General features: G+C 73.2%; 21 protein-coding genes and 1 tRNA gene. 8 read left to right on the top strand and 14 right to left on the bottom strand.

Annotation, left to right across the window (positions count from 1 at the left end):
* Positions 1-70: 70 nt before the first annotated feature.
* From AB0398_RS14525 to AB0398_RS14515, 3 genes are read right to left on the bottom strand one after another with little or no spacing between them, the layout of a single operon-like run.
* Positions 71-1,660: a hypothetical protein gene (locus AB0398_RS14525; protein ID WP_366374959.1), complete on the bottom strand. Its 1,590-nt coding sequence runs from the start codon at positions 1,658-1,660 to the stop codon at positions 71-73.
* 37 nt (positions 1,661-1,697) lie between these two features.
* On the bottom strand, positions 1,698-2,849 hold the full coding sequence (locus AB0398_RS14520) for a hypothetical protein (RefSeq protein WP_366374958.1): 1,152 nt from the start codon (positions 2,847-2,849) through the stop codon (positions 1,698-1,700).
* The gene (locus tag AB0398_RS14515; RefSeq protein WP_366374957.1) at positions 2,782-3,654 is read right to left on the bottom strand and encodes a phosphatase PAP2 family protein; all 873 of its coding nucleotides are present in this window, start codon (positions 3,652-3,654) and stop codon (positions 2,782-2,784) included. Before AB0398_RS14515 ends, AB0398_RS14520 begins: the two co-directional genes overlap by 68 nt.
* 145 nt (positions 3,655-3,799) lie before the next feature.
* On the opposite strand from AB0398_RS14515, the gene AB0398_RS14510 reads away from it, so the two are divergent.
* The gene (locus AB0398_RS14510) at positions 3,800-4,396 is read left to right on the top strand and encodes a histidine phosphatase family protein (protein WP_366374956.1); all 597 of its coding nucleotides are present in this window, start codon (positions 3,800-3,802) and stop codon (positions 4,394-4,396) included.
* A 10-nt stretch (positions 4,397-4,406) separates the two neighbouring features.
* Here the strand turns inward: AB0398_RS14510 and AB0398_RS14505 are convergent, their stop codons facing one another.
* Positions 4,407-5,705 carry a tetratricopeptide repeat protein gene (locus AB0398_RS14505; RefSeq protein ID WP_366374954.1) on the bottom strand — a complete coding sequence of 433 codons (1,299 nt, stop codon included), beginning with the start codon at positions 5,703-5,705 and terminating at the stop codon, positions 4,407-4,409.
* Positions 5,706-5,929: 224 nt separating this feature from the next.
* Here AB0398_RS14505 and AB0398_RS14500 point away from each other — a divergent pair, with 224 nt between their 5' ends.
* Complete coding sequence (locus AB0398_RS14500) at positions 5,930-6,373, top strand: hypothetical protein (RefSeq protein ID WP_366374952.1); 444 nt, start codon at positions 5,930-5,932, stop codon at positions 6,371-6,373.
* 66 nt (positions 6,374-6,439) lie between these two features.
* Positions 6,440-7,303, top strand: coding sequence for a fused MFS/spermidine synthase (locus tag AB0398_RS14495; RefSeq protein ID WP_366374950.1), 864 nt, complete (start codon positions 6,440-6,442; stop codon positions 7,301-7,303).
* Between the two features lie 24 nt (positions 7,304-7,327).
* On the opposite strand, the gene AB0398_RS14490 is transcribed toward AB0398_RS14495, so the two are convergent.
* The gene (locus AB0398_RS14490) at positions 7,328-7,936 is read right to left on the bottom strand and encodes a hypothetical protein (protein ID WP_366374948.1); all 609 of its coding nucleotides are present in this window, start codon (positions 7,934-7,936) and stop codon (positions 7,328-7,330) included.
* 87 nt (positions 7,937-8,023) lie between these two features.
* Between AB0398_RS14490 and AB0398_RS14485 the strand changes: the two genes are divergently transcribed.
* The 3 genes from AB0398_RS14485 to AB0398_RS14475 all read left to right on the top strand — a co-directional run bounded on the left by AB0398_RS14485 (position 8,024) and on the right by AB0398_RS14475 (position 11,819).
* On the top strand, positions 8,024-8,725 hold the full coding sequence (locus AB0398_RS14485; RefSeq protein ID WP_366374946.1) for a response regulator transcription factor: 702 nt from the start codon (positions 8,024-8,026) through the stop codon (positions 8,723-8,725).
* Positions 8,722-10,152 (top strand): HAMP domain-containing sensor histidine kinase, encoded by a 1,431-nt coding sequence (locus tag AB0398_RS14480; RefSeq protein WP_366374944.1) that lies wholly within the window; start codon positions 8,722-8,724, stop codon positions 10,150-10,152. Before AB0398_RS14485 ends, AB0398_RS14480 begins: the two co-directional genes overlap by 4 nt.
* Positions 10,153-10,310: 158 nt before the next feature.
* Positions 10,311-11,819, top strand: coding sequence for a cellulose binding domain-containing protein (locus AB0398_RS14475; protein ID WP_366374942.1), 1,509 nt, complete (start codon positions 10,311-10,313; stop codon positions 11,817-11,819).
* A 90-nt stretch (positions 11,820-11,909) separates the two neighbouring features.
* Here AB0398_RS14475 and AB0398_RS14470 read toward each other — a convergent pair whose 3' ends face one another.
* From AB0398_RS14470 to AB0398_RS14440, 7 genes are all read right to left on the bottom strand, one after another.
* Complete coding sequence (locus AB0398_RS14470; RefSeq protein ID WP_366374940.1) at positions 11,910-13,559, bottom strand: bifunctional aspartate transaminase/aspartate 4-decarboxylase; 1,650 nt, start codon at positions 13,557-13,559, stop codon at positions 11,910-11,912.
* Positions 13,560-13,608: 49 nt separating this feature from the next.
* Entirely contained in the window at positions 13,609-15,312 is a 1,704-nt protein-coding gene (aspT, locus tag AB0398_RS14465; RefSeq protein ID WP_366374938.1) for an aspartate-alanine antiporter, read from the bottom strand.
* A gap of 9 nt (positions 15,313-15,321) precedes the next feature.
* A complete protein-coding gene (gene aspT / locus AB0398_RS14460; protein ID WP_366374936.1) occupies positions 15,322-17,004 on the bottom strand; it encodes an aspartate-alanine antiporter in 1,683 nt (560 codons plus the stop codon).
* A 202-nt stretch (positions 17,005-17,206) separates the two neighbouring features.
* Positions 17,207-17,279 (bottom strand) — tRNA-His (locus AB0398_RS14455).
* A 139-nt stretch (positions 17,280-17,418) separates the two neighbouring features.
* Positions 17,419-18,021, bottom strand: a complete 603-nt coding sequence (gene orn, locus AB0398_RS14450; RefSeq protein ID WP_366374934.1) for an oligoribonuclease — start codon at positions 18,019-18,021, stop codon at positions 17,419-17,421.
* A gap of 154 nt (positions 18,022-18,175) precedes the next feature.
* On the bottom strand, positions 18,176-19,345 hold the full coding sequence (locus AB0398_RS14445; RefSeq protein ID WP_366374932.1) for a helix-turn-helix domain-containing protein: 1,170 nt from the start codon (positions 19,343-19,345) through the stop codon (positions 18,176-18,178).
* Positions 19,346-19,767: 422 nt separating this feature from the next.
* Complete coding sequence (locus AB0398_RS14440) at positions 19,768-20,103, bottom strand: hypothetical protein (protein WP_366374930.1); 336 nt, start codon at positions 20,101-20,103, stop codon at positions 19,768-19,770.
* A gap of 433 nt (positions 20,104-20,536) precedes the next feature.
* Between AB0398_RS14440 and AB0398_RS14435 the strand changes: the two genes are divergently transcribed.
* Together AB0398_RS14435 and AB0398_RS14430 are read left to right on the top strand one after the other, a co-directional pair.
* Positions 20,537-21,058, top strand: coding sequence for a universal stress protein (locus AB0398_RS14435; RefSeq protein WP_030210300.1), 522 nt, complete (start codon positions 20,537-20,539; stop codon positions 21,056-21,058).
* Positions 21,059-21,220: 162 nt separating this feature from the next.
* Complete coding sequence (locus AB0398_RS14430) at positions 21,221-21,790, top strand: GPR1/FUN34/YaaH family transporter (protein WP_366374928.1); 570 nt, start codon at positions 21,221-21,223, stop codon at positions 21,788-21,790.
* Positions 21,791-21,914: 124 nt separating this feature from the next.
* On the opposite strand, the gene glmS is transcribed toward AB0398_RS14430, so the two are convergent.
* The gene (gene glmS / locus AB0398_RS14425) at positions 21,915-23,732 is read right to left on the bottom strand and encodes a glutamine--fructose-6-phosphate transaminase (isomerizing) (RefSeq protein ID WP_366374927.1); all 1,818 of its coding nucleotides are present in this window, start codon (positions 23,730-23,732) and stop codon (positions 21,915-21,917) included.
* 71 nt (positions 23,733-23,803) lie between these two features.
* On the bottom strand, positions 23,804-24,079 hold the full coding sequence (locus tag AB0398_RS14420; RefSeq protein WP_030210307.1) for a hypothetical protein: 276 nt from the start codon (positions 24,077-24,079) through the stop codon (positions 23,804-23,806).
* Positions 24,080-24,153: the final 74 nt, after the last annotated feature.

Genomic DNA, 24,153 nt, shown 5'->3' with positions numbered 1-24,153 from the left:
ACGTCCTCGGGGATCACAGGGGCGAACACGGTCATGACGCGCTCTCGGGGACCGGCCGGGCCGAACACGGTCACAGCACGTCCTCCGGGGTCACGGGGTCGGGCAGTTCCACGGCGTCCGCCCGGGGCGGGCCGCCGTGCGTCCAGGGCGTCTCCTCCGGGTCCGGCAGCTTCGGTCCGGTCCGCTGGTCGTGCTCGAAGAGCGTCCAGGCGATCCGCTCGCCCTTCTCCGGCACCGAACCCTCCGCCGGCTCCTTCGACCGGCCCATCCGGTCCAGGACCCGCAGCACCAGCGCGCCGTCCTCCTCGTACCGCACGAACTCCGCCGTCTGCGGCTTCCCGTCGAGCGAGCGGTACACCCGCACCCGCTCGTCCAGGTGCGGCCGGTCGTCCGTGCGGACCGTGAGCAGCGGCCGGGGCGCGGGCCGCTTCGACTCCGTCCACGCCATCGTCACCTCCACCACCTCCGCCGCGAACGCCTCGCCCGCGAGCCGCCGGCCCGCCAGGACCAGAGGATCGTCCAGGGCCTCCTGCGCCTCCAGCTGCCCCTGCGCCTGCTCGCGGGCCGCGAGCTTCCGCGCCGCCGTCACCGCGTCGTCCCGGCGCGGCTGCGGCGGCTCGCCGGCCGCGACCCGGTCCCGGTGGGCGGTGAAGGACCAGCGGTCCCGGGTCCAGCGGTCCTCGACCCTGGCCCCCTCCGGCAGCCCCCGCAGCAGGCCGACCGCCCGCCACACCGCCTCCCACGTCGGCTTGAGCTGCGAGGCGACGAGCCGGCGCACCTCCCGCTCGGCCGCGAGCAGTTCGCCGAGGGCCCGCTCGGCCGCCTCGGCGTCCTCGGCCGCGCCGGACGCCTGCCGGGCCCGGTCGTACCGCTCGATCGCGGGCGCGAGCAGCCGGTTGTCGAAGGCCGGGTCCGTGGCGGGCCCGGCGGGCGGGCAGAAGAGCTGCCCCCGCTCGTCCCGGCCCGCCTCCGCGCGCAGCGCCCCCTCCCGGCCGGACATCCCGTCCTCCGGGGCGATCCAGGCGAGCAGCGCGCCCAGGTGCTGGTCCTCCAGGGAGGACTGGCCGGTCGCCCAGTGCCGGTTGAGCAGGTCCGTCGCCGCGAGCAGCAGCGAGGAGCCGGGCACCCGGGCCCGCTCCCCGAAGTGCGTCAGCCAGCGCCCGAGCAGCGGCACCCGGGGCGGCGCGGGGAACGGCGTCTCCGGGTCCTGCTCGGCCGTCCGCCGGAACCGCGTCGACCGCCCGAGCAGCCGCACGTACTCCACGCCCGCCCGGCTCGGCACGATCAACTGCGGCGCGTCCGCGCACAGTTCGACCTCGACCCGCACCTTCTTGCCGGTCTCGGCGTCCGTCTCGTTGCGCTCGATCAGCTCGACGACGTCCGCGAACGCGTCGACGTACGGCAGGACCTCCTCGGCCAGGTCCGCGAGGAACGCGAACCGCAGGTCGCGGTCGCGGGGCTGGGGCACCACCAGGAGCCTCGGCTCCTCGGGGTCGGTGCCGACGAGCGCGCCCAGCGGGGCGCCCGCCTCACCGGCGGTGGTCAACGGCACCAGGACCAGCGGCCGTTCGCACACCCGCCGGTGCCGCACGGTCGCGAGCGGCTGCGCCCGGCCCGACTCGACGGCCTCCATCCGGGCCAGCGTGGAGATCAGCGACATGCGAGGCCCTCCCGGGGCGCGGTGCGGGAAAGGGACGTCAGCAGGGGCATTCGACGTGCTCCCGGGGGGTGCGGGCGGGCGCCGACGCCAGCGCCTCCTCGCGCAGGGCCCTGGCCCGCCGCAGGGCCGCCACCGCCGGGTCGTCCGGGTCGCCCGCCTCGCCGCGCGCCGCCGCCAGGACCGCGCCGACCGTCGTCAGGCCGCCCAGCTCGCCCCGTACCGAACGGCCCAGGGTCTCCACCGCGCCCGTCTCCCGCGACCGCGACCGGCAGTGGAAGGCCAGCTCGCAGGCGGCCAGGCACTCCGGCGCGTACTGGTGGGGCACGGACTCCACCGACGCCGTCAGCTCCTCCGGCGAGCGCTCCGCCACGTCGAAGCTGACGCCCTCCGGCAGCGCGTCCGCGATCTCGTCGATCCGGGTGAGCCGGTCCAACTGGCGCCGGGTCACCGACCGCTGCTTGCGCACGTCGACGACCGAGGCCGTCGGCACGTTCGAGAAGTCCTTCGGGCAGACCAGGAGGACCGAGTGGGCCACCCGCGCGCCCTCCGTGACCGCCGCCACCCGTTCGAGCGCCAGCACGTACACGGCGGCCTGGCGGGCCGCCGCGCCCACCTTCGCCGCGTCGGCCGAACCGTCCACCGTCGGGAAGGACTTGATCTCGACCACCGTCCACCCGCCGCCGGGGCGCACCACCACCGCGTCCGGCTCCAGGTAGACCGGGGAGCCCGCCACCTCCAGGGCGAGCAGCGGATGGTCGAGCAGCGTCCACCCCCCGGACCCGGTCGCCTCCCGCAGCGCGAGCGCCGTGCGCGCCACCCGGCCCTCGGGCCCGGCCGCCGACAGGTCGGGCACGGACACCTCGCCGGGCTCCTCCACCCCGAGCAGCCGCAGCAGTTCGCGCCCGCCGTCCGCCTTCACCTTCGCCTCGAAGGAGTTGCCCCGCACGATCGCGAACTGCGACTGCCCGAACGGGGCCGGGGAGCCGAGCTTCGCCGCGAGGGCGGACTTGTCGACCCCGGCGCCGTCGAGCAGGGCCCGCCGCCGGCAGCCGGGGTTGGCGGCGAGCGCCGCGAGCGCCCGCGCGTCCAGCGGACGCGGTGCGACCCCCGGTCCGCGCAGCTCAGCGAGCAGGTGTCGACGTGTCGTCTGCGGCGGTCGCGACGGACCGCTGTCCGGGGATGTGCTCACCCGCGAAAGTCTCGCATCCCCCACTGACAACCGGAGGGGCTTCCCCCGTTCCGGCCCCCGCGCTTCCCCTCGTTCCCACCCGCGCGCGCAGCCGGTCGACCGCCCGCAGCGCGTGCGGGGCGAGCAGGAACCCGGCCCCCATCACGGCCGCCCCCGCGACCGCGTCGAGCAGGTAGTGGTTGGCCGTGCCCATCACCACCACCGTCGTGAGCAGCGGATACGCCGCCCCGAGCGCCTTCACGAGCGGAGTCCGCCCGTACCGCCACAGCATCACCCCGCACCACAGCGCCCACCCCACGTGCAGACTGGGCATCGCCGCGTACTGGTTGGTCATCCCGCCGAGCCCGCGCGGCGCGCTCGCCTCGCCGCCCCACCAGCCGTACGCGCTGAAGTGGGCCATCGTGTCGGTGAATCCGTGCGCCGCGTCGAGCAGCCGGGGCGGACAGGTCGGCAGCAGCGTGAAGCCGACGAGCCCGAGCAGGGTGGACGCCATCAGCCAGGCGCGGGCCGCCCGGTAGTGCGCGGGCCGCCGCCGGAACAGCCACACCAGGACCACCGGGGTGACCAGGTAGTGCAGCGTGGCGTACGCGAAGTCCGCCGGGATCCCGAGCGCGGGGACGTCCGTGAACAGCCGGTTCAGGGGGCGCTCGGCGTCGATCCCGAGCAGCCCCTCCAGACGCAGGATCGCGAGGCCGTGGTCGACGGCCGAGGCCTCGTCGCCCCGCACGAGCAGCCGCCCGCCGGTGTAGGCCGCGTACACGACGCCGATCAGTGACAGCTCGGCCCACCAGCGTGGCTTGCGCATGGACAAGGTCCCCTCCCGTATGGCGTACGGCCCGGGGGAGGGGACGCCGGAGGGCACCCGGAGGTTGCCCGCGTGTCGCCCCGAATTCGGGTGGGCGATGATGGAAGGAGCACGTCCGCACCGCGAACCTCTGGAGAGCCTTCCCATGGCACCGCGCATCCTGCTCGCCCGGCACGGCCAGACCGAGTGGTCGCTCCTCGGCCGCCACACCGGCAGGACCGACATCCCGCTGCTCGAAGAGGGGCGCCGCGGCGCGAAGCTGCTCGGCGAGCGCCTGCACCGCGGCCCCTGGCAGGGCCTGCCCGGCGTGGAGGTGCGCACCAGCCCCCTGGTCCGGGCGAGCGAGACCTGCGCCCTCGCCGGCTTCGGCGACCGGGCCGAGCCCTGGGACGCGCTGATGGAGTGGGACTACGGGGCGTACGAGGGCCTCACCCCGCCCCAGATCAAGGAACGGCAGCCGGACTGGTTCATCTGGCGCGACGGCGTCCCCGACGGAGAGACCCTGGCGCAGCTGTCGGACCGCGCCGACGAGGTCGTGGAGTGGGCCCGCTCCGCCGACCGGGACGTCCTGGTCTTCGCCCACGGGCACATCCTGCGCTCCATCGGCGCCCGCTGGCTCGGCGAGGACGTCTCCTTCGCCGCCCGCATCCGCCTCGACCCGACGAGCCTCTCGGTCCTGGGCTGGGCGTACGGCGACCCGGCGCTCGAACGCTGGAACGACACCGGACACCTGGAGCAGTAGGCCCTCCGCCTCAGCGGACCGCCGCCAGCACCCGGCCCGTCTCCGCGAGGAGTTCGCGGATGCGGGCCGAGGCGATGCCGTCGAGGGAGTCCACCACCCGGCGCGCCTCCGCCGCCGCCTCGTCCGGACGGCCCGCGTGCGCCAGGTCCCGGGCGAGCTGGGCGCGGTAGAGCGCGAGGTTCCGGGCGAAGTGCGGGTTCTGCAGGACCGTGGCCCGGTGGGCGTGGCGGGCGGCCCGGCCCCAGTCGCCGAGCGCCGCCCGGCACTGGGCCTCCTGCGCCTCCCGCTCCGGCTCCCCGAAGAAGGACATCCACTCCGGGTCCCCGTCGGCCGGGCCCCGGTCGAAGAAGGAGTGGGCGCGGCCGAGGGCCCGCTCGCAGGCGGACCGGTCGCCGAGCGCCGCCCATGCGCACGCCTCCCGCAGTGAGAGCAGGGAGAGCAGCCGGGCCGAGTCCAGGGACCGCGCGGCCCGCAGCCCGGCCTGCGCCGCCCGGACCGCCTCCCGGTGGCGGCCGGTGTCCCGGGCCAGGAACGACGTGTTGCAGAAGGCGTGCGCCTCCAGGGCCGCGTTCCCGGAGCTTCCCGCCACGCGCGCGGTCGCCAGCGCCTCGGCGTAGTGCGAGCGCGCGTCCTCGTGCCGGCCCGAGTCGTGGGCCAGCCAGCCGACGGAGAGGGAGAGTTCACCCGCGCCCGCGTGCAGCCGGTCCTCGGTGGAGCGGCGGGCCGTGGTGCCGGCGTCGAGCAGCGCGTAGGCGGTACGGAGCGGCTGGGCGGCCACCTTGTAGAGCCCGTCGGCGCCGTGCCGGTCGTCGAGCAGCCGGATCCGCCGCACGGCGTCCTCGACGGCCCGCACCTCGGTCTCGCCGATCCGGTGGGTCCCGCGGGGGCTGGGGATCGCGACGGCGGGGCCGCCGAGTCCCAGCGAGGCGGCCGCCAGGGTGGCGGAGCCGCTCGTCATGAATGCGCGACGCAGCACGTCGCTCTCCTCATCGTTCCGGGTCGTGGAGGCGGCGGGGGACGACGCCCCGGCCGGGACGGTCTGCCGCCGGCCGCGCACCGTCTCCCGTGCGGAGAACCCCAGGTCGGAGAGGCCGAGTCCGGGGAACATGTGCAGGAAGACCCGCTCGTACGCGTAGTTCGGGCAGCGGATCTCGCCCGCCTCCACGCGCCCGATGTAGCGGGCGTCGCACGCGACCTGTTCGCCGATCTCCCGTGCCGCCCGGCGGACGGCCGCGGCGAACTCCGCCGGCGACTGCTGTCCGCGGAGTCTGCGGAAGGCGAGGTTGGGAACTGCCCGTGACATCGCCATGGCCGAGCCCTCTCCTGGTGCTGCCGGGTGGTCCGGCGGCAGAAACGTACCCGCTGTGACCGAATGCCTACGCAGAGTTTGGCTACAAATCGGATATCTCGCCTGCGATCTGCCATGAACTGCCATCCTTTGCGGCGGGAAACCGCCGTAGCCGTTGACGGGCACGGGCGTTGAACCGTAGGGAGAGACGGAACGTGTCTCCTCATGGAGCGAGGAGGGGTCCCATGTCGGAGATCGGTTCACAGTCGGCCGCCCGGCCCGTGCCCGCCCCGGGCGCCGCCGGGGCCGAGTCCGCCGCCGAGGCCTGGGACCTGGTCACCGTGCCGGTCCGCCAGGGCCTGGAGGCCGTCGACATCCTGCGCCGCACCGGCGCCCCCGCCGTCGGCCCGGTGGTGCACGACGGCACCTGTGACACCCTCGGCTTCCTGGTGCCGCCCGGCACCGCCGCCGCCTGGGACGTGCCGGGCAGCGCCTGTACGCGCACCTCGGGGCGCGGCCTCCGCCTCCCCGAGCTGCCGGAGCTGCCCGAACCGGCCGGCGGCGCCCCCCGCCCGGCCGGCTGGCTGCTGCCCCCCGGCGACACCGACCCGGTCACCGACCCGGTCGTCCTGCGCGAGGCGCTCGGCGAGGCGGCCCGGCTCATCGAGGCCGCCGACGGCTGCCGCTGAGCCCCGGGGCCCGGTCCGGCGGCCCCGGGCACGCCGGTCGCGGTCCGATCGTCCGATAATGGACCGATGGCCAGGAACAAACAGCGTGACCGGGCGGCGGCAGCCCCCGTCGCCGAGACCGTCGACGGCGGCCTCGCCGAACTCGTACCCGACCGGGAGCGCCCGCGCGCCTGGACGCTGCTCGTCGACGGCGCCCCGCAGTCGCACGTCGACCTGGACGACCCGACGTACCTCTCCTTCGAGTACCAGCGGCGCCTCGGCCACGTCGCCGACCTCGCCGCCCCGCCCCACCGCCCGATCCAGGCCGTGCACCTCGGCGGCGGCGCCCTCACCCTCGCCCGCTACGTCGCCGCGACCCGGCCCCGCTCCACGCAGCAGGTCGTGGAGCTCGACGGGCCCCTGGTGCGGTTCGTCCGCAGGGAACTGCCGCTCGACCCCGGCGCCCGCGTACGGGTCCGCTCCACCGACGCCCGCGCCGGCCTCGCCAAGGTCCAGGACGGCTGGGCGGACCTGATCATCGCGGACGTGTTCGGCGGAGCCCGTACCCCCGCCCATCTGACCAGCACCGAGTTCCTCGCCGAGGTGCGACGGGCGCTGCGGCCCGGCGGTTTCTACGCGGCGAACCTGGCCGACGGCCCGCCGCTGGTCCATCTGCGCGGCCAGATCGCCACGGCCGCCGCCGTCTTCCCCGAACTGGCCCTGACCGCCGACCCGACCGTGCTGCGCGGCCGCCGCTTCGGCAACGCCGTCCTGCTCGCCTCCGACCGGGAGCTCCCGGTCGCCGAACTCACCCGCAGGGTCGCCACCGACCCGCACCCGGGCCGGGTCGAACACGGCCGGCCCCTCGCCGACTTCGCCGGGGGAGCGGCCCCGGTCACCGACGCGAACGCCAAGCCGTCCCCGGCCCCGCCGGCCTCCGTCTTCCGCTAGGAATCCGGACAGCCGGACAGCCCGTCAGATCGCCCGGTCCTCGATCTCCACGCGGGGCGCGGTGTCGTGCCACACGCAGAAGACCGACAGCTCGCGGCCGTCCCGGGTGAAGGTCACCCGGATCCAGGTCGTCTGCTTCCACACCTGCATCTGCCAGCCCGAGGCGGGCGTCGCGGAGACCAGTTCGGCCGAGGTCTCCCCGAGGTCGAAGGCGACCCGGCCGCCGTCCACGGCGTAGCTCTTCACGTTCGAGCCGGAGCCGGACTCCGGTCCGGAGCCCCCGCCCGCGTCCGAACCCGTCTTCGGCGGCGGGGCCGCCGGGGTCTCCGCCGTCGGGCTCGGGCGCCGCGAAGGGGTGCCGGACGGGGTGGCCGAGGGCGTCGGACCGCCGCCCGGTCCGGTCTCCGGCGCGGCGGACGCGGACGGGTCGGGGCCGGGATACCGGGTCGAGGAGGTCAGCGGACCGCCGTCGGGACCGTGCGTCCCGTCCGCGGCCCAGAGCGGCACGGGCAGCGCGCGCGGCGGGTCGTACACGGTTCCGGACAGCACGGTGTGCACTCCCCACCAGGACAGGGTGACCGCCGCGCCGGTGGCGAGTGACCAGGCCAGGGCGTGAACCAGTCCTCTTCGCACCGGCCCATAGTGCACCACCCCCGGCCGTTCCGGATCAGAGGGTGGACATTGTCCGATGATCCGCCCGCATGGCGTACGGTGCCGCCCATGGCAAGTGTGCTCGTGGTCGAGGACGACCAGTTCGTGCGCTCCGCCCTCATCCGGCAGCTCTCCGAGGCGTCCCACACCGTACGGAGCGTCGGCACGGCACTGGAGGCGCTGCGCGAGGTCGCCCATTTCCGTTTCGACGTGGTCATCCTCGACCTCGGACTGCCGGATCTGGACGGGTCCGAGGCGCTCAAGATGCTGCGCGGCCTCACCGACGTACCGGTGATCATCGCGACCGCCCGGGACGACGAGGCCGAGATCGTACGGCTCCTCCACGCGGGGGCCGACGACTACCTCGTGAAGCCCTTCTCGGTCGACCACCTCTCCGCCCGGATGGCCGCCGTCCTGCGCCGCGCCCGGTCCGGCGCCGGCGAGGCACCGCCCTCCCGGATCATCCGGGTCGGCGGGCTCACCGTCGACCCGCTGCGCCGCCAGGCGGAACTGGACGGCACGCCCCTGGACCTGACCCGGCGCGAGTTCGACCTGCTCGCCTTCCTCGCCGGACGGCCCGGCGTGGTCGTCCCGCGCAAGGAACTGCTCGCCGAGGTGTGGCAGCAGTCCTACGGCGACGACCAGACCATCGACGTCCACCTGTCGTGGCTGCGGCGGAAACTGGGCGAGACGGCCGCCCGGCCCCGCTACCTGCACACCCTGCGCGGGGTGGGCGTGAAGCTGGAGCCGCCCGGGGAGCCCCGGCCGTGAGGTGGGCGCTCGTCAAGGTGTGCCTGGCCGTCACCGCCATGGTCGTGGTCGCCTTCGCCGTCCCCCTCGGGCTCGTCGTCAGGGAGATGGCCCGCGACCGGGCCGTCTCCAACGCCGAACGGCGGGCCGCCGGGCTCGCCCCCGTCCTCGCCATCACCACCGACCGCGACGAACTCGACAAGGCCGTCGCCACCACCGAGGACGGGGCCGCCGGCCGGCTCGCCGTCCACGTCCCCGCCGAGGCGCCGGGCGGCGCGCCCCTGGAGATCGGCACCCGCCGGGCGGGGGAGGAGGAGCTCACGGCCACCCGGGAGCTCGGCCGGGCCTCGATCACCGAGGTCCCCGGCGGCTTCGCGCTGCTCCAGCCCACCGCGCTCAGCAGCGGCCGGGTCGCGGTCGTCGAACTCTTCGTCCCCGAGGGCGACGTGTCCAACGGCGTCGGCACCGCCTGGCTGGTCCTCGCCGGGGTCGGCGCCGCCCTGATCGTCGGCTCCGTCGCCGTCGCCGACCGCCTCGGCGTCCGCATGGTCCAGCCCGCCCAGCGGCTCGCGGGCGCCGCCCACGACCTGGGCGAGGGGCGGCTCGGCGCCCGGGTCCCCGAGGAGGGGCCGCCGGAGCTCAAGTCCGCCGCCGTCGCCTTCAACTCGATGGCCGACCAGGTCGTCCAGCTCCTCGCCAACGAGCGGGAGCTGGCCGCCGACCTCTCCCACCGGCTGCGCACCCCGCTGACCGTCCTGCGGCTCAACGCGGCCTCGCTCGGCTCCGGTCCGGCCGCCGAGCAGACCCGCGCGGCCGTCGAACAGCTGGAGCGCGAGGTCGACATCATCATCCGCACGGCCCGGGAGGCGAAGCCGCAGACCCAGGCGACCGGCCCCGGCGCGGGCTGCGACGCCGCCGAAGTGGTGCGCGAACGCATGGACTTCTGGTCGGCGCTCGCCGAGGACGAGGGGCGCCGGGTGCGGGTCGCGGGCGTCGAGCGCCCGGTCCGCATCCCGGTCGCCCGGCCCGAACTCGTCGCCGCGCTCGACGCCCTCCTCGGCAACGTCTTCCGCCACACCCCGGAGGGCACGGCCTTCTCCATCGACGTCCACAACGGCGACGACGCCGTCATCGTCCTGGTCTCCGACGCGGGCCCCGGCATCGCCGACCCGGCCGCCGCCCTGGCCCGGGGCAACAGCGGCGGCCGGGACGGCTCCACGGGCCTCGGCCTCGACATCGTGCGGCGCGTGGCGGAGGGCACCGGCGGCGACGTCCGCATCGGCCGCTCGGTCCTCGGCGGTACGGAGGTCCGCGTCTGGATCGGCCTCGGCGGCCGCGCCGGCGCGGGCGGCCCGGCGGGCGCACACGGCGCGAACGGCCACCGGGGCCACCGCCCGGCCCGCCGCAGGCGCGGGGGGACGGGGACGCGACGGGCCCGGGAGGGCTGAGCCCCGGGGAAGCCGGGAAGAACCTTTCCTGGTTCCGATGGGCACCTTAAGCGGACCCTAAGGATCGCCACCCCCGCCCCCGATCACCCGCTTTGTCCGTTCCCCGCTCGCTAGCGTGCTGCCGCACCCCCACTTCCGCACGCAGAGGCAGGCACGCCATGGGCACCCGATCGCACCGGCGCAGGGCGAGTACGAGGACCAAGGCCGTCGCGGCGGTCGTCACGGCCGCCGTCGTCGGCGGCGCCGCCTTCGCGCTCACCGGCACCGCCCAGGCCGCCTCCGTCGGCGCCGCCTACACCCGGACCAGCTCCTGGACCGGCGGCTACACCGGCCAGTACGTCGTCACCAACGAGACGTCCGCCGCCCGGTCCGACTGGACCCTGGAGTTCGACCTCCCGGCCGGCACCACCATCGGCTCCCTCTGGAACGGCGAGCACACCGTCTCCGGCCGGCACGTCACCGTGAGGCCCGCGAGCTGGAACCGGCAGCTCGCCCCCGGGCAGTCCGTCACCGTCGGCTTCGTCACCTCCGCCGCGGGCGAGGCGGGCGACCCCGCCAACTGCCTGATCGACAAGGCGTCCTGCTCGGCCGGAGGCCCCGCACCCACCCCCAGCGGCCGCCCCACCGACCAGCCCACCGCCACCCCCACCCCCACGGCGACGGTCAAGCCGACCCCGACCGCGACCGCCACCACGGCCCCCGTGCCGACCCCCACGCGGACGCAGACCCCGGCCCCGACGCCCACCCCGACGGCCTCCACGCCGGCCCCCGTCACCGGCGCGAAGTTCGCCCCGTACGTCGACACCTCCCTCTACCCGGCGTACGACCTGCTCGCCACCGCCGACGCCACCGGCGTGAAGGAGTTCAACCTCGCCTTCATCACCTCCGGCGGCGCCTGCGCCCCGCTGTGGGGCGGGGTCACCGACCTGGCGAACGACAGGGTCGCCGCCCAGATCGGCGCCCTGCGCGCCAAGGGCGGTGACGTCCGCGTCTCCTTCGGCGGCGCCGCAGGACACGAGCTGGCCCTGAACTGCTCCTCGGCCTCGGCGCTCGCCGCCGCGTACGGCAAGGTCGTCGACCAGTACGGGCTGACCAGGGTCGACTTCGACGTCGAGGGCGCGGCCCTGCCGGACACCGCCGCCAACACCCGCCGCTCGCAGGCGATCGCCGCGCTCCAGAAGGACCACCCGGGCCTGAACGTGTCCTTCACCCTGCCGGTCATGCCCGAGGGCCTGACCCAGCCGGGCGTGGACCTGCTCGCGGACGCCAAGCGGAACGGGGTCCGCGTCGACGCCGTCAACATCATGGCGATGGACTACGGCCCGGCGTACAGCGCCGACATGGGCACGTACGCGATCCAGGCCGCGACCGCGACCCAGGCCCAGATCAAGGGCGTCCTCGGGCTCTCCGACGCGGCGGCCTGGAAGGCGGTCGCCGTCACCCCGATGATCGGCGTCAACGACGTCACCACCGAGATCTTCACGGTCGACGACGCCGTCCAGCTCGTCGACTTCGCGAAGTCCAAGGGCCTCGGCTGGCTCTCGATGTGGTCCTCGACCCGTGACAAGCAGTGCCCGGACGGCGCCGTGAACCGCGCCGACGCCACCTGCTCCTCGATCCTCCAGCAGCCGCTGGCCTTCACGAAGGCCTTCGCCGCCTACCGGTAGGCCCCCCGAAGAACCACTGTGCCCCCCACACCGCGCGCCCCGGTCGACCCCCTACCCCCGACCGGGGCGCGCCCCTCCTCGTACCGCCGCTCAGGATCCCGAGGCCCGCCACTCCTCCGCGTAGGCGTCGAAGATCGACCGCAGCTCGTGGCCGATCTTCAGGTAGTCCAGGTCGTCCAGATTGGCGAGCGACACCCGGACCGACCACTCGGGCCCGTCGAAGCCGCCGCCGTTGAGCAGCACCACGCCCGTCTGCCGCGCCAGCCGGAACAGCGGGTCCACCGGCTCGTAGGTCTTCTCCAGGAAGTCCGCGAACGGCTTGCCGTGCACGCGCTCGGCCTCCGCGAGCAGGTCCAGCTCGATGTAGTAGGCGGCCCGCGCCGGATCCTCCGAGATCTTCATGCGGGCGCCCTCCAGGAGCAGGCCGAGCCGCCGGTTCACGATCCCGCGGATCCGCTCCTTGTACGCCTGTCCCTCCTCCAGCATGTCGAAGAGGGAGAAGAGCACCATCATCACCTGCTGCGGCAGCGAGAGCCCGGCCGTGTGGTTGAGCGCGACCTGCCGCGAGTCCGCCACCATCCGGTCGATGAACCGCATCTTCTCCGGTTCGAGGGTCAGCGTCCCGTACCGCTCGGCCAGCCGGTCCTTCTCCTCCCGGGGCAGCCCGGCCAGCATCGCGTCGATCACGTTGTCGTCGTTCAGGCCGATCACGCCGAGCCGCCAGCCGGTGGCGCCGTAGTGCTTGGAGTACGAGTACACGAGCAGCGTGTTGCGCGGCAGGTCGGCGGCGATCGAGCGGAAGCCGGGCACGAACGTCCCGTACACGTCGTCCGTGACGATCAGCAGGTTCGGGTTCTTCGAGGCCACGATCTCCTTGATCTGGTCCGCGACCCGCCGGCTCAGCGCGAGCGACGGCGGGTTCGACGGGTTCACCAGGCAGACCAGCTTGACCGAGGGGTCCTCCAGCTTGGCGACCTCCTCGGCCGGGTAGCGCCACTGGCGCACCCCGGTCTCGGTGAACAGGTTCGCCTCGACCTTCACCACGTCGAAGTCGTAGGTGTCCAGCTCGGGGATCTCGATGTACGGCGTGAAGACCGGCACCATCAGCGCGATCCGGTCGCCCTTCCTCAACAGCCCGTTCTTCATGAGGGAGTCGAAGATGTAGCACATGGCGGCCGTGCCGCCCTCGGTCGCGAAGAGCGACGTGTTCCCGGTAGGCGGCTCCTTGCCGAACATCTCGTCGTCGAGGTAGCCGCGCACGATCCGCTCCGCGTGCGGCAGCATCCGGTCCGGCACGGGGTAGTTGTCGCCGACCGAGCTGTCCGTCAGCTCGTGCAGGAACGAGTCCCGGTCGAAGCCGAAGCGCTCCACGGCGTGCGCCACGCTCTTCTCCAGGAGCTCGATGCCCGGCAGGCCGGGGTGCTGCCGGACGAAGGCGTCGAAGCGCTCGCCGGACCCCTTCACCTCCGGCATGCCGCCGAGGTCGTCGGCGGTCCACACCCGGCGGGACTCCGCCAGGGCGAAGTAGCCGAGGGCGTGGAAGGCCTCGCGGGGCCCGGTGGCCACCCAGTTCGGGTTGCCCCGGCCCGCGTTGAGCATCTGGACCTGCGACTTGTCCTTCTGCCCCGGCTGGTCCTCCTGGGCCGCCCTGGCGAGCGAGATGAAGGTGTCCTTGAGCTCGAACGGGGAGAGCTGCGCGAAGGACTTGATCTCCTCGCGGGTGAACGTGGTCTTGGGCACGGGATGTCCTTACGTACGAGGGGAGTTCGCGACGGTCCTCGCGGGGCCGTCAGTGGTTGAGGATCACGATCACGGCGCCCCAGATGGTCAGCAGCACGTTGCCCACCGCGTAGGGGATCGTGTAGCCGAGGGTCGGGATCTGCGACCGGGACTGCTCGTTGATCGCGCCGATCGCCGCGGTCGTCGTCTGGCCGCCGGCCAGGACGCCCATCAGGATCGGGAAGCGGATCTTCTGGACGTAGTGGCCGACGGCGAAGCCCACGAGCAGCGGGATCACGGTGGCCACCGCGCCCCACAGCAGCAGCCCCCAGCCGGCCGACGCCAGGCCGCTGGTGAAGCTCGGCCCGGCGTTGATGCCGACGACCGCGACGAACAGGCACAGGCCCAGGGTGTCCATGAACCACTGGGCGCCGGGCGGGACGTTGCCGTACGTGGGGTACTTGCCGCGGATCCAGCCGAAGACCAGGCCCATGATCAGCGCGCCGCCGGAGGTGGAGAGCGAGATCGGCACGCCCGACACGGTCAGGGCCGGGATGCCGACGCAGCCGCCGAGGAAGATGCCGAGGCCCACCCAGAGCATGTCGGTGGCGAAGGAGGTCGGCACGGGCTTGCCGATCGCCCGGCCCGCTGGGTCGACGAGCCGCTTCGGACCGGTCAGGACCAGGGTGTCGCCGCGCTCCACGGTGGTGGAGAGGCGGTACGGGAACTCGGCGCCCGCCCGGTAGAGCCTGTCGACGTACACGCCCACCATGAAGGGCTCGCGGCGCAGGTCCGCGATGCTCTTGCCGAGCTGGGCCTTGTCCGACGCGACCACGTGCAGGGTCTCCGTCTGGTACCCGAGCAGTTCGACGTCGTCCGCCTCCGGCCCGACGTGGGTCAGGGGGTCGAATTCGACGAGCGAGCCGCGCAGCGCGCTGACCGCCACCGTGTCGCCCTCGCGGAGCACGGTCGCCTGGTCGTGGTCGAGGACCTTCCCGTCCCGCCGGACCCGGGTGATGTAGACGCGGCGGCCGAGCGCCTTCTGCTGCTGCTCGAAGTCGTCGATGGTGCGCCCGGCGAGGTCGGGGCGCTCGACGCGGTACGCGCGCAGCACGACCTCGTAGTAGCCCTCGGCCAGGTCGGGGTCGTCGCCGGGGGCGTCCAGCTCCTTGGCGAGCTGCGCCGACTCGGCGGCCAGGTCCCGCCTGTACAGCCTGGGCAGGACGTTGGCGAGGAGCAGCGCGCAGAGGATCGTGCCGAGCGGGTACGTGACGGCGTAGCCGATCGCGACCAGGTTCCCCTCGGACTTCGCCTGGTCCGCGGAGAGGCCCGGCAGGTTGCCGATGGCGTCCTGGGCGACGCCGATGACGGCGGACTGGGTGAGCGCGCCGCCGAGGAGGCCGGCGGAGAGCCCGGGGCCGTACCCGAGCATCACCGCGAAGCCCCAGGAGACGAGCAGGCCCGTCACGCAGACCACGAGGGCGTTGACGACCTGCGGCAGGCCGTCCTTCCTCAGTCCCCGGAAGAACTGCGGGCCGACCTTGTAGCCGAGGGCGAAGAGGAACATGGTGAAGAAGAGGTTCTTCACCGTGGCGTCGATCGTGACCTTGAACTGCGCGCCGAGCAGCAGTCCGGCCACCAGGCAGCCGGTGACGGCGCCGAGCGCGATGGCCCGGTAGCGGAGCCTGCCGAAGAGGAAGCCGAGCGCGACGGTGACGAAGACCAGCAGCTCGGGATGGGGCTGGAAGACGTTCCGGTTCAGGAAGTCGATCATCGCGCCGCCTCACGCTCCCAGGATGCCGACGAGCAGGGGCCCGGTCAGGGGCAGGAGGAAGTTCGAGAGGGTGTACGTGATCGTGTAGCCGAGCATCGGGACCGAGCTCTGCGCGACCTGGGTGATCGAGGTGATCGCCGGGGTCGAGCACTGCTGGCCCGCGATGGCGCCGATGAGCAGGGGCTTCTCGATGCCGAGGAGCTTGCGGCCGACGATCAGCGAGATCGTCGCGGGCACCAGGACCATCGCGATCCCCGCGAACGGCAGCAGCGCCCCGTACTCCTTGAGCAGCGGCCAGGCCTGCGGGCCCGACACCAGGCCCGTACAGGCGATGAAGATGGCCAGGCCCATGTCCTTGAGGGTGGTGGCGGCCTGCGGGGGGAAGGCGCCGAAGGTCTGGGTGCGGGAGCGGAACCAGCCGAAGAGCAGTCCGGAGATCAGACAGCCGCCGCCGGTGCCGAGCGACATGGGGACGTCGCCGAACTCGACCACGACCTGGCCGAGCAGCGAACCGCAGACGATGCCGAGGCCCAGGTAGATGAAGTCCGTGGCGTCGTTCCTGACGGTCGCGCCGATCCTGGACGCCAGCTTCCCGAGACCCGAGCGGGCGCCGACCAGGGTGAGCACGTCACCGCGGTCGACGACGGTCTCGGGGGTGGCCGGCAGGTGCTGGTCGTTGCGCAGCACGTCCGTCACGTACACCCCGCCGGAGGAGAACTCGGGGTGCTCCTTGGAGAGGGTGTCCAGGGACTTGCCGGAGACGGCCTTGTCGGTGAGGGAGACCTGGGTGGTGGCGAGCGGGGTGTCCAGACCGGGGACGGCCGGGGTCTCGGGGCCGATGACCCGGCCCGCCTCGATGATGTTGGCCCGCCGGCCGACGGCGAGCACCAGGTCGGAGAGGGTGAGCGCGAAGCCGGGCGGGGGAGGGGTGAGGACCTTGCTGCCCCGCTTCACCGCCTCGACGGTGACCCGGCCGCCCAGCGAGCGCTCCAGGTCGCCGACCTTCGTCCCGTCGGCGTGGGTGACCAGGTACGTCCGGCCGACCAGGCCCGGGAGCGCCTCGCGCTCGTCGGACTCCAGGCCGCCGCCCTCGCCGCGCATCCGCTCCCAGAGTTCGCGCGAGGCGTCGCGGAGGTTGATCCGCATCAGCATCGGCATGATCTGGCTGGTGTAGATGACGATGGTGACGAGGCCGAACAGGTAGCAGACGGTGTACGCGGTGGCCACGTGGCCCTGGTACTGGGTGATCTGCTGCTGGGTCAGGCCGGACAGCTCGCCGATGGACTCGGTGGCCGTGCCGACCACCGCCGACTCGGTGGCGGCGCCGGCGAGGATGCCCGCGGCGGTGCCGACGTCGAGGTCGAAGGCCTCCGCGAGGCCGAGGGCGATGCCGACGACGCAGACGACCTCGATGAGGCAGAGGGCGAAGAAGCGGAGGCTCTTCCTGTTGAGGTTCGCGAAGAACTGCGGCCCCGCCATGTAGCCCAGCGAGAAGATGAAGAGCGCGAAGAAGATCGTCTTCACGTCGTCGGAGACGGTGGCCTTCGTCCAGGCCCCGAGGAGCAGCGAGACGATCAGGGTGCCGCAGATGCCGCCGAGGGTGATGGGTCCGACGCGCAGCTTGCCGACGAGGTAGCCGGCCGCGAGGGAGAGGAAGAGGACGAGTTCGGGATGGTCACGCAGGATCCCCATCCCCCCTCACCCCGCCTTCGGCAAGGTGAAACATGGTGATATGGGGCATATGGGGAAGTTAGCAGCGGGCGGGGGCAAATGGATCATCGCTTCGCCCGAACGGCTGAGCCGGAGGCCGCCGTGCGTCGCCGCGCACGAAGAGGGCCGCGCATGCGGAAGGCCCCGATCCGTGTCTCCACGGATCGGGGCCTTCTCCTGCGAGGGTGAGTAACGGGACTCGAACCCGCGACATCCTGGACCACAACCAGGTGCTCTACCATCTGAGCTATACCCACCATGACCGGCGGTTTTCCCGAAGGTTTCCCCGACCGGCCGAGAAGAAGTCTACAGGGTCCGGGAGGGTGCTCGCGCCCACGTTTCCCGGAGGGGCGTGCGAGGGCGCGAGCGGGGGGTCATTCCGGCGTCATCCCGGCGTCATTCCGAGGGCAGGACGTGGCGCGCCGCGATCCGCTTCGCGGTCTCCGAGTCGGGGCCGGGCTGCGGGACGAAGACCGCCTCGCGGTAGTAGCGCAGCTCGGCGATGGACTCGCGGATGTCGGCGAGCGCCCGGTGGTTGCCGTTCTTCTCCGGACTGTTGAAGTACGCCCTCGGGTACCAGCGGCGGGCCAGCTCCTTGACCGAGGAGACATCGACGATCCGGTAGTGCAGGTGGCCCTCCAGGGCGGGCATGTCGCGGGCGAGGAAGCCGCGGTCGGTGGAGACCGAGTTCCCGCACAGCGGAGCCTTGCCGGGCTCCTTGACGTGCTCGCGGACGTAGGCGAGGACCTGGGCCTCGGCGTCGGCGAGCGTGGTGCCGCCCGGCAGCGCGTCGAGCAGTCCCGAGGCCGTGTGCATCTGGCGCACGATCTCCGGCATGGTCTCCAGGGCGGCGTCCGGCGGGCGGATCACGATGTCCACGCCGTCGCCGAGCACGTTCAGTTCCGAGTCGGTGACCAGCGCGGCCACCTCGATGAGTGCGTCGTCCGTCAGCGAGAGCCCGGTCATCTCGCAGTCGATCCACACCATGCGATCGTTCATGCGTCCACCTTAGGGCCTGTCCGGCGCATCATGACCGGGGCCGCGACGCCCGGCCCGGCAGCCCGACGGGCGCCCGGGGGAGGTGCCCCCGGACGCCCGTCGTTCCTGCGGTGCGCGGCTTGTGGCCGCGGGTCTCTCGGTTACGGCGCCCCGGTCACGGCGCGCTGCGCTGGCCCGGCAGGGAGGGCCGTCCGGACGCGTAGGCGTCGGACGGCGGCTTCCCCGGCTCCAGCGGCGGGCCCGGCCGCCGTACGCCGGCCGTGAGCTGGGCGGGCACGATCGGGTCGAGCACCGTCGTACCGGCCTCGCCCTGCGGACGCCGGGCGCGGTACGCCGCCCGGTAGGCCGCCGGCGAGGAGCCGAGCTGGCGCCGGAAGTGGCCGCGCAGGGCCACCGGGGAGCGGAAGCCGCACCTGCCTGCCACCTCGTCGACCGAGTAGTCGGAGGTTTCGAGCAGCCGCTGCGCCTGGAGCACCCGCTGGGTGATCAGCCACTGGAGCGGGGCCGAGCCCGTGAGGGAGCGGAACCGGCGGTCGAAGGTCCGCCGTGACATGTACGCGCGCGCCGCGAGCGTCTCCACGTCGAACTGCTCGTGGAGGTGTTCGAGCGCCCAGGCGACGACCTCGGCCAGCGGGTCGGCGCCGATCTCTTCGGGTAAAGACCTGTCGAGGTAGCGCTCCTGGCCGCCGCTGCGCCGCGGCGGGACGACCAGCCGGCGCGCCAGGGCGCCCGCGGCCTCCGTGCCGTGGTCGGTCCGCACGATGTGCAGACACAGATCGATTCCGGCCGCGGTGCCGGCGGAGGTCAGTACGTCCCCGTCGTCGACGAAGAGCTCCCGCGGGTCCACGTGGACCGACGGATAGCGCTTGGCGAGCGTCGGCGCGTACATCCAGTGTGTGGTCGCCGGGCGGCCGTCGAGCAGTCCGGCCGCGGCCAGGACGAACGCCCCGGTGCACAGCCCGACGATCCTGGCCCCCTCCTCGTGTGCGCGGCGCAGCGCTTCGAGCGCCTCCGGCGGCGGCGGCGAGGTGATCGACCGCCAGGCCGGGACGACGACGGTGCCCGCCCGGCCGATGGCCTCCAGGCCGTACGGCGCGGTGAGTTCGAGCCCGCCGGTGGTCCGCAGCGGTCCTTCCTCGCCGGCGCAGACGAGCAGCCGGTAACGTGGCACTCCGGCGTCCTGCCGGTCGATGCCGAACACGGAGAGCGGGATGGAGCTCTCGAAGATGGGGCCGCCGCTGAACAGCAGCACCGCGACGACTTCGCGACGGCGGCGCCCGGACAGTTTCCGTCCGGCCTCCGGTGCGGTGGAGTCCTGGCTCATGACGCTAAGCCCCCCTCGGTGTTCGCGTCTCCCTGGTCGTGTCGCTCCTGCACGTTTCCCCTCGGTTTTGCACGAGACCCCAGTCTTCGGTACCCATGATCGAATCTACTGCGTCCCGTGGCGCCGGCGTGACAAGTTCTCCAACCGGTGGATTGTCGACAAGGCAACTTGGCGCGAAGCGATCGCTGGCGAGGCCTCGCGTCCGGAGGCTCGCGAGGGGCGCGGCGGGGGGATGAACGCCCCGGTACACGGGGGGTCTGACCCCTTGGGACGGGGCTTCCGGGGATGTCGGGCCCGAGGTTGGCCAATCGTTACGCCAAGGACTCGCCGGTCACCGGAAGTTGGCTGAAAACGTATGGGTTCGGGTGTGCGAGCCTGTCAACTCGAAGGGGGTTCCGCGCGTCCGGGGACCCCTTCCGGAGCTAGTGCCGGCGTCCGCCGCGCGCGGTCTCCGCGCGGAGACCCCGCTCCGAGCGTCGCAGCAGCACCCGGCAGGCCGCCGTCACCGAGACGAGGCCGAGGGCGGCCCCGGCCGCACCGGCGAGCGAGGTGCCGTAGACGACGAGCACCACCGGGACCAGGACGCAGCAGAAGGCCGCCCAGCGGACGACGTCACCGGCGGCCTGCTCCCCCCTGTCCCCCTTCTCCTCCGCTCCCGCGGGTGCGGGAGGGGCGTCGGTGCGGCGGTGGGCGCGGGGCGCGCCGAGCGTCGGGGTGGGGACGGCGGAGGACCGGGCGGCGGTCGGCGGTACGGGCACGGGCGCTCTCCCTGCGACGGTGGGGCGGACCTGTGGCAACGAGGAACGGAGCGCTCCGGTCACTCTCGGCGACGGCCGTTCGGCCCCGCGCGGGGTTCCGGCCCCGGTCCCGCACGCGCGCCCCCGGTCCCGCACGCACCCGTCGGCCCGCCTCCCGGGAGCGTCCGGCTCCGGCCCCCGGGCGGACGCCTGTAGGACACAACCGGCATTGCCAGATCCCGAAGCGCTCGTGCATGCTCCCTGGAACGCCGCGCGCGAGCGGTGTGCCCGCCGGGCGAGACGCGGTGGGCCCTGGGCAGGAGAGGAGTGCGGCCGTACCCTTGGGGGTATGGGCTTGGGAAGATGATTCCCGGACACAGCTCCGCCGTCACCCGTCGTTCCTCTCCCCCTTCTCCCGTCCCTTCCCACGAGGACCCTCTTCGCCGAGACACCGATGGCCGGTCACGAATTCCCCGAACCCGCGGACCGCAAGCGCGTCGCCGACTCCACGGTCGACCCCCTCGCGGTCGAACAGCCACGTCATGCCTGCGACCCGGCCTTCCGGCACGGGGTCGTCGTCGGCTTCGACGGCTCCACGTCCAGTGAGCGCGCCCTCGCGTACGCCATCGGCATGGCCCGCCGCTCCGGCTCGGGCCTGATCATCGTGCACGTGGCCAACCGGCTGCCCACCACGGTGTGGGCCGGCTGCGAGCCCCCCGTCTTCGTCGACGTGCCGGACCACCGCACCGAGGTCCTCGGTCTGGAGCTGGCCTGCGCCGAGCACCTCGCCGAGGTGCCGTGGATCCTGGTCGAGCGCGGCGGCGACATCTGCCACGAGCTGGAGGAGGTCGGCCGGGAGTACTCGGCCGACGCGATCGTGGTCGGCTCCACGCACGGGATCGTCGGGCGGATCTTCGGCTCGGTGGCCGGCCGCCTCGCGCGCCGCGCCCAGCGGCCCGTCGTCGTCATCCCGTAGACGCCGTCCCGTTCCCCCGCTTTCTTCTCACCCTCCCAACTGCCGTCATCCGGCCATAATTTCGGCCTTCCTCAGGTGAATTGTGTACTTGTGAAGGGTAGATAAAGGCCACGGAACACAGCAGCTCACGCAGCACGACTGCGCATCTGAAGGGAGCCCGCCGTGGACAACGACGTCGCCGCGGGAAACACCAGCTCCACGCTCGGCCACCTCGCACTCGGACTGACCCTCCTGGCCTTCGGTCTGGGCGGCACCGGTGTCATCGACAACGTCGCGGCGACGGACGCCGCGGGCCTCGCCACCTGGGTCGGCGGGGTGACGCTCTTCCTCGCCGGCCTGCTCGCGCTGCGCGCGGGTGACACCAGGGAGGGCACGGCGCACACGGCGCTGGGCGCCTTCTGGTTCACCTGGGGGACCGCCGTCGGCGGCGGCGCCTCGGCCGATGCCGTGGGGGTCTTCCTGCTCCTGTGGGCGCTCCTCGCGCTCACGCTGACCCTGGCGGCCTCGGGCGGCGGGCTCTTCGGACAGGGCGTGTACGGGCTGCTGTTCGTCGCCCTGCTGCTCCTGGGCATCGACGCCCTGGCCGGCAACGGCGGCCTCGGGAAGGCGGGCGGCTGGGTCGCCGCCGTCGCCGGACTGCTCGCCTGGTACGGCGCCACGGCCGCCGTCGCGGGCCGGCCGACGGCGCTCCGGCGCCGGACGGCGGAGAGCGCCCCGGCCGCCGCGGGCTAGTCCGGGAAGTACGACGGTCCCCGTGCACGGGAGGTGTGTGCACGGGGACCGTCGTGTGTCAGGTCGGGCGGCGCCGGGGGACAGGCCCGGCGGCGGGTCCGGGGGACAGGCCCGGACCCCGCTGCTACTCGACCGTGACGGACTTGGCCAGGTTGCGCGGCTTGTCGATGTCGCGGCCCATGGCGAGGGCGGTGTGGTACGCGAAGAGCTGGAGCGGGATGCCCATGAGGATCGGGTCCAGCTCGTCCTCGTTCTTCGGCACGACGATGGTGTGGTCGGCCTTGGCCTGCGGCTGGTGCGCGACCGCGAGGATGCGGCCGCTGCGGGCCTTGATCTCCTCCAGGGCGGCGCGGTTCTTCTCCAGCAGGTCGTCGTCGGGGACGATCGCGACCGTCGGCAGGGCCGGCTCGATGAGGGCGAGCGGGCCGTGCTTGAGCTCGGAGGCGGGGTAGGCCTCGGCGTGGATGTAGGAGATCTCCTTCAGCTTGAGGGAGGCCTCCAGGGCCACCGGGTAGCCCCGGACGCGGCCGATGAACATCATCGACTGGGCGCCGGCGTACTCCGCGGCGATCTTCTTGATCTCGTCCTCGGTCTCCAGGATCTCCTGGATCTGCGCGGGCAGCTTGCGCAGGCCCTCGATGATCCGCTTGCCGTCGGTGACGGACAGGTCGCGGATGCGGCCGAGGTGCAGGGCGAGCAGCGCGAAGGCGGTCACCGTGTTGGTGAAGCACTTGGTGGAGACGACGCAGACCTCGGGGCCCGCGTGGACGTACACGCCGCCGTCGGCCTCGCGGGCGATGGCGGAGCCGACCACGTTGACGACGCCGAGGACGCGGGCGCCCTTCCGCTTGAGCTCCTGGACGGCGGCGAGCACGTCGTAGGTCTCGCCGGACTGGGAGACGGCGATGTAGAGGGTGTCGGGGTCCACGACCGGGTTGCGGTAGCGGAACTCCGAGGCCGGCTCGGCGTCGGCGGGGATGCGGGCCATGGACTCGATGAGCCCGGCGCCGATGAGGCCGGCGTGGTACGAGGTGCCGCAGCCGAGGATCTTGATGCGGCGGATGGTGCGGGCCTCGCGCGGGTCCAGGTTCAGGCCGCCCAGGTGCACGGTGGAGAAGCGGTCGTCGATCCGGCCGCGCAGCACGCGGTCGACCGCGTCGGGCTGCTCGGAGATCTCCTTGTGCATGAAGGTGTCGTGGCCGCCCATGTCGTAGGAGGCGGCCTCCCACTCGACGGTCTCCGGGGTGGCGGTGGTGGTCGCGCCGGAGGTCGTGTAGGTGCGGAAGTCGTCGGCCTTGAGGGTGGCCATCTCGCCGTCGTCGAGGGTGACGACCTGGCGGGTGTGGGCGATCAGGGCGGCGACGTCGGAGGCGACGAGCATCTCCTTCTCGCCGATGCCGAGGATGACCGGCGAGCCGTTGCGGGCGACGACGATGCGGTCGTTGAAGTCGGCGTGCATCACGGCGATGCCGTAGGTGCCCTCGATGACCTTCAGGGCCTCGCGGACCTTCTCCTCCAGGGTCTCGGCCTGGGAGCGGGCGATGAGGTGGGTGATGACCTCGGTGTCCGTCTCGGAGGCGAAGACGACGCCGTCGGCCTCCAGCTTGGCGCGGAGCTCCTGGGCGTTGTCCACGATGCCGTTGTGGACGACGGCGACCTTGTTCTCGGGGTCCAGGTGCGGGTGCGAGTTGACGTCGCTCGGCGCGCCGTGGGTGGCCCAGCGGGTGTGGGCGATGCCGGTGGTGCCGGTGAAGCGCTTGGGGACGCGGGCCTCCAGGTCACGGACCCGGCCCTTGGCCTTCACCATCTTCAGGCCGGTGGCCTTCGGGCTGGTGACGACCATGCCGGCCGAGTCGTATCCGCGGTACTCCAGGCGCTGCAGGCCTTCGAGCAGCAGCGGTGCCACGTCGCGCTTACCGATGTAACCGACAATTCCGCACATAAAGGTGAAACCCCTCCAGGTCAGTGGATGTACTCGGCCGCCCGGGCGAATGCTTCGGGAGGTGCGGCCGCTCAGCCGTACACGATCCGGCGCAGCTGCCGGAGCGAGAGCTCCGGCGGTGCCACGGCCCGGTGCGGCAGCTCCGCCGCGATCCGTTCGAAGATCTCGGCGTTCACGGCCCCGCCGGACTGCAGTTCGCGGTGGCGGCGGCGGACGAACTCCTCGGTCGTCTCGTCGAAGTACGCCAGCACGTCGAGCACCACCCGGGCGGCCTCACCGCGCTGGAGCGCGGTGCTGCGGACCAGATGGTCGATGAGGTCGTCGTGCGACGGGCGGCGTTCGAGCACCCGTGAATACTGAGGGGTACCTCCGCCCCCACGCAAGAATCCTGCCCGAAATCGGGCAGGGGAGGTCGATTTCC

Origin of the sequence: Streptomyces sp. NPDC086147 (assembly GCF_040702165.1) — a bacterium.
In the GTDB taxonomy this organism is placed as follows: domain Bacteria; phylum Actinomycetota; class Actinomycetes; order Streptomycetales; family Streptomycetaceae; genus Streptomyces.
The sequence above is the reverse complement of the archived record's forward strand: the minus strand, read 5'-3'. Positions and strand labels throughout refer to the sequence as shown.